This is a genomic window from Enterobacter sp. 01-M-03-SI-ECC (assembly GCF_047530215.1).
Taxonomy (GTDB): domain Bacteria; phylum Pseudomonadota; class Gammaproteobacteria; order Enterobacterales; family Enterobacteriaceae; genus Enterobacter; species Enterobacter chengduensis.
In genome coordinates this window covers 1-4010 of record NZ_JBLKDA010000073.1, presented here as the reverse complement: position 1 = coordinate 4010, position 4010 = coordinate 1, and the positions used below count along the sequence as shown (strand labels likewise).

Here is a 4010-nt window from a genome sequence, read left to right as displayed (position 1 = left end):
TCTCCACCGTCACACCCGGTGGGATTGTTGGGTTTCTCATCGTGAGTTACCGGTTCAATATTCCAGACAGACTCGCGGTTCATTTAAGCATCCATGCCCGCCCTGAACTCCGGGCACACTGCATGACACATCTGTGACACAGAGAGTGCGCAGCCATGCCTCAGTCATAGCTATGCATTTTCCCTTCACATCACCGGAGAGTCATCGAACTCGCCCGAGCGAGCATCGTTGATGATGTACGTTATCACGCTAAACACGGCCCGGTCTCCATCGCACTGGCTATCTTCAGGTATCTTCTCGCTACGCCCGTTTTCAAGATTAATGAGATGCGGACGCGGGTGAGTCCTGTACCTTTTAATCCGGAACTCATTATCCATGCTGCAAACTAGCAGTGAGCCATCACACGGATTCAGCGAGCTGTCTACGACAAGCAGTGCGTCTTTTACGATACCCTCACGATAGTAGGTATTACCTGCTCTCATGAAGTATGTCGCTGATGGGTGTGTGATAAGGCGCTTATCAAGCGATATGCGCTCCTCTACATAATCTGTTGCTGGACTTGGGAATCCCATAACCACCCCCAATTAACTGTATGCATATACAGAATTTCAGCTTTTGAAATTGATCAAGTGCTGATCAGATTGGTCTTAGGTGGTAAACTCCGCTAAATTCTAAAACTATCAGAACACTCATATGCTTAATCTATTCTCAAAATATTTGACTGTTGGCGTCTTCAATACCGCTATTCACTGGTTTGTCTTCACTGCCGGTGTCTATGTGTTCTCTGTTAATCAAGCCGCCGCTAACTTTCTTGCTTTCGCTACAGCGGTGACCTTCTCCTTCTTCGCCAATGCAACATTTACGTTCAAGGCAAAGCCCAGGGCAAAAGGTTACTTTCTGTTTGTCGGATTCATGGGGCTCATGAGTATTCTTGTCGGCAAGCTGTCTGATTACTATCAGATCTCCCCAATCATCACACTGGTTGAATTCTCGCTGATAAGCCTGGTATGCGGTTTCTTTTATTCAAAACACATCGTCTTTAGGGAAGAAAAATGAAGATTTCTCTGGTCGTTCCCGTCTTCAATGAAGAGGACGCGATACCGATTTTCTACAAAGCAGTCAGAGAGTTTGAAGAACTTAAGCCATATGAAGTAGAGATAGTCTTCATCAATGACGGCAGCAAAGATGCGACAGAGGCGATCATAAATTCGATTGCTATATCAGATGCTCTCGTCAAGCCGCTATCGTTCACTCGTAACTTCGGCAAAGAGCCAGCACTGTTCGCCGGACTTGATCATGCAACCGGTGACGCGATTATCCCAATCGACGTAGACCTGCAAGATCCTATCGAGGTTATTCCGCACCTTATATCAAAGTGGCAGGAAGGCGCAGATATGGTGCTGGCTAAGCGATCTGACCGCTCAACAGATGGCAGACTTAAGCGCAAGACTGCTGAATGGTTCTACAAACTGCATAACAAAATCAGTAATCCGCAGATTGAAGAGAACGTTGGCGACTTCCGCCTGATGTCTCGCGAGGTGGTGGAAAACATTAAGCTCATGCCTGAGCGTAACCTGTTTATGAAAGGCGTGTTGAGCTGGGTTGGCGGGAGAACTGATGTCGTTGAGTATGCCCGCGCTGAGCGCGTTGCAGGAAATACCAAATTCAACGGCTGGAAGCTATGGAACCTTGCTCTTGAGGGTATTACTAGCTTCTCTACCTTCCCGCTTCGCATGTGGACCTATATCGGACTTGCCGTCGCAGGAATGGCTTTCCTGTATGGCGCATGGATGATTGTCGATACTATGGCTTTCGGCAACCCGGTGCATGGGTATCCTTCACTTCTTGTTTCAGTTCTGTTCCTTGGTGGCGTTCAGCTTATTGGGATTGGAGTTCTTGGGGAGTATGTCGGAAGGATATACACAGAGGTCAAGCAGCGGCCAAGATATATAATCAAGAAGGGATAATTTGATGAGTTACTTGCAAACGAACAGAGTGATATATTTTCTGTTTATATTTTTGTTTTGTTTTTTAATCTTTGTGTTAAGGCGTCCTGAGATTATAACAAATGCTCAGTTCTGGGCTGAGGATGGAGCCATCTGGTACCATCAGGCAAACACTATAGGGCCACTGCATTCTCTGATACTACCGCAGCAGGGATACTACCAGACAATATCTAAACTGGTTGCCACGCTGTCTCTTGCCGTTCCTGTCTACTATGCCCCTCTGCTATACAACATTGTCGGAATATCTATAAGATGTTTTATGGTTATGTTTCTTCTGTCTAACCGACTCAGTATGTATAGCCTTCCATCGCGGGTTTTGATCGCTCTATTTGTTGTGCTAATGCCTCATCTTGAGGAAGTGCATGCAAACATAACTAACACCCATTGGTACTTATCAATGTGGCTGTTCATGGTGCTTATAGCAAACAAACCAGAAAGCAAACTGGATAAGGCGCATGATGTTCTCGTGCTAATAATCGCTGGGCTTAGTGGACCATTTGTTGTCTTTATGGCTCCTGTCCTGGCGCTGAGAATGATTGCAAATTCATCAGGGAATAACATTTTTGTCAGGACGTTAAACGCCATTAAGTCTATAGACTGGTTTGTTTTGCTATTTATCGTTGTGTGTGTGATTCAGTTAATGACCATTGCTATGTCATTTAATGAATCGAGAAACCATACAGAGCTTGGCGCAACGTTTCAGTTATTTATAAACATACTGTCTACCAGGGTGTTCGCTGGTTTTGCTCTAAGCGACAGCGCCATAGAGATGCTATGGAGAATGGATCGAGTGAATGACATCATCGTCATCATCTCGTGCTGCTTACTTGCTCTGGCTTTGTATAGGTCTAACTGGAGGGCGTGGGCGATTGTCATTTACCCATTCACAATGTTGTTCCTAGCGCTTGCAAAGCCAATGATTAGCCAGACCATTCCTCAGTGGCATGGATTTGAATTCACCTCTGCAGGGCAAAGATATTTTGTTATTACCAGTATATTCTGGTTCGCTATCATTCTGCTGTCATTCTCAAGGCTTGGTAAAGCAATGAGGTATGTTGGTTACTTATGCGCGGCATTGGTGCTGATAAAAGTGGCAGTTTACGATTTCCGGATTGATCAGCTTCCTGATGCTGGATGGTCTGAGCAAGTTGAGAAATACAACTCATCAACAAATGGAGAGCCTGTCAGGATGAGCATAAACCCTCCTGGATGGATCATGGAAGTGATAAAATAAAGATATATCACCCATACACAGTATGGGTGGTTTTATTATGGTTTATATGCAAATGCTCTGAATGACACTACTGTTGAGCCAGCAGGAGATGATGACCTGTTGATTACAATATTAGTCCCGGATGCTCCTGCAGTGATTATGTCAGCACCGGAGGCTGGAGTAGCGACCACACCAATCTGCTTTCCAGTTTCAAGGGGCTTGATTGTCATAGGAACACTTACCGTGTTTCCACCACCAGGTATCGTAGCTATTCCTTCCTGCGATTCAGGATGCGTAGGGCTGTTAATATTGTTTAATTTGCATCCAGACGCCACAAAAGCACCGCCTATAATTGAACATCCATTAAGATTGGCCGAAGCCCCTCCTGATACATTGTTTACTATGCTAATACTTCCTGACTTGTTGCTTAACATGTTGCAATCAGTAAATGAAACGTTATTTACTTAGTTAATAACAACATCTCCTGTTTGAGAGGTATTAATGTCGTTATTTTGGAATGTGGCACCCACGAATCTACTGTTAGTTGGAGTTCCTGTGGATGTTTTGGATACACTAACTCCAAATGACCTACTATCAGAGAAGCAAGTTCCAACAGAAAGGAAGTTGGTTGAAGCACCCTATACTATCATGCACGGAGATGAAGTTGAGTGATAGACTGGCCCCCTGAATCTCCAGACAGTTGGTATCACTTAAGTTAGTGATAGTCTTAATACTAGTTTTTAGACTAGTCGTTGGAGTCCGAATGATTGATGTTTTAGGTCCAGAGAAGC

The 4010-nt window shown here is 44.7% G+C and carries 5 protein-coding genes; 3 read left to right on the top strand and 2 right to left on the bottom strand.

Annotated elements, in window-relative coordinates:
• Positions 1-185: 185 nt before the first annotated feature.
• Positions 186-572 carry a S24 family peptidase gene (locus tag ACMWKK_RS25915; protein WP_236653042.1) on the bottom strand — a complete coding sequence of 129 codons (387 nt, stop codon included), beginning with the start codon at positions 570-572 and terminating at the stop codon, positions 186-188.
• A 121-nt stretch (positions 573-693) separates the two neighbouring features.
• Between ACMWKK_RS25915 and ACMWKK_RS25910 the strand changes: the two genes are divergently transcribed.
• From ACMWKK_RS25910 to ACMWKK_RS25900, 3 genes are read left to right on the top strand one after another with little or no spacing between them, the layout of a single operon-like run.
• On the top strand, positions 694-1056 hold the full coding sequence (locus tag ACMWKK_RS25910) for a GtrA family protein (protein ID WP_161656316.1): 363 nt from the start codon (positions 694-696) through the stop codon (positions 1054-1056).
• A complete protein-coding gene (locus ACMWKK_RS25905; RefSeq protein WP_161656317.1) occupies positions 1053-1967 on the top strand; it encodes a glycosyltransferase family 2 protein in 915 nt (304 codons plus the stop codon). Before ACMWKK_RS25910 ends, ACMWKK_RS25905 begins: the two co-directional genes overlap by 4 nt.
• Before the next feature lie 4 nt (positions 1968-1971).
• A complete protein-coding gene (locus ACMWKK_RS25900) occupies positions 1972-3240 on the top strand; it encodes a glucosyl transferase (protein WP_161656318.1) in 1269 nt (422 codons plus the stop codon).
• A 35-nt stretch (positions 3241-3275) separates the two neighbouring features.
• Here the strand turns inward: ACMWKK_RS25900 and ACMWKK_RS25895 are convergent, their stop codons facing one another.
• The gene (locus ACMWKK_RS25895) at positions 3276-3653 is read right to left on the bottom strand and encodes a hypothetical protein (protein ID WP_139156903.1); all 378 of its coding nucleotides are present in this window, start codon (positions 3651-3653) and stop codon (positions 3276-3278) included.
• Between the last annotated feature and the right edge of the window lie 357 nt (positions 3654-4010).

What these genes read in the sequence shown, in the direction of transcription:
- ACMWKK_RS25915 (WP_236653042.1), bottom strand. Translation starts at nt 572, where the DNA reads ATGGGATTCCCAAGTCCAGCAACAGATTATGTAGAGGAGCGCATATCG.
- ACMWKK_RS25910 (WP_161656316.1), top strand. Translation starts at nt 694, where the DNA reads ATGCTTAATCTATTCTCAAAATATTTGACTGTTGGCGTCTTCAATACC.
- ACMWKK_RS25905 (WP_161656317.1), top strand. Translation starts at nt 1,053, where the DNA reads ATGAAGATTTCTCTGGTCGTTCCCGTCTTCAATGAAGAGGACGCGATA.
- ACMWKK_RS25900 (WP_161656318.1), top strand. Translation starts at nt 1,972, where the DNA reads ATGAGTTACTTGCAAACGAACAGAGTGATATATTTTCTGTTTATATTT.
- ACMWKK_RS25895 (WP_139156903.1), bottom strand. Translation starts at nt 3,653, where the DNA reads ATGTTAAGCAACAAGTCAGGAAGTATTAGCATAGTAAACAATGTATCA.